Below are 284 nucleotides of genomic sequence, written 5' to 3' on the forward strand. Positions count from 1 at the left end.
TGTGCGTTTTCAACCATAATCCTTCCAGCACCGCCAGATAGCTGGCTAAACCGATGGTGATGGCGGGGAAAATGATATGGAAAGACACGGTGAAGGCGAACTGTATTCTGGCAAGTTCCAGTGCATCAAGACCCAGCATGGCGCCTCCTAGGGTTGAACATAAATTAACCTCTTGAGTATAGCTGTCATTTTTATGTGAAATGCTTGGCGTTAAGTTAAGCACGGAGTACAGTGCCTATAATAGTGACAGTTATTTTACTTTTTCATATAACAGTTAATGGTTA

At 42.6% G+C, this 284-nt stretch carries 1 protein-coding gene; it reads right to left on the minus strand.

Annotated features, from left to right (window positions below):
- A partial coding sequence (locus J0A67_RS23720; RefSeq protein ID WP_206571704.1) for a cytochrome ubiquinol oxidase subunit I occupies positions 1 to 139 on the minus strand: 139 nt, incomplete at its 3' end.
- Positions 140 to 284: the final 145 nt, after the last annotated feature.

Source organism: Algoriphagus aestuariicola, from assembly GCF_017254835.1.
In the GTDB taxonomy this organism is placed as follows: Bacteria; Bacteroidota; Bacteroidia; order Cytophagales; family Cyclobacteriaceae; genus Algoriphagus; species Algoriphagus aestuariicola.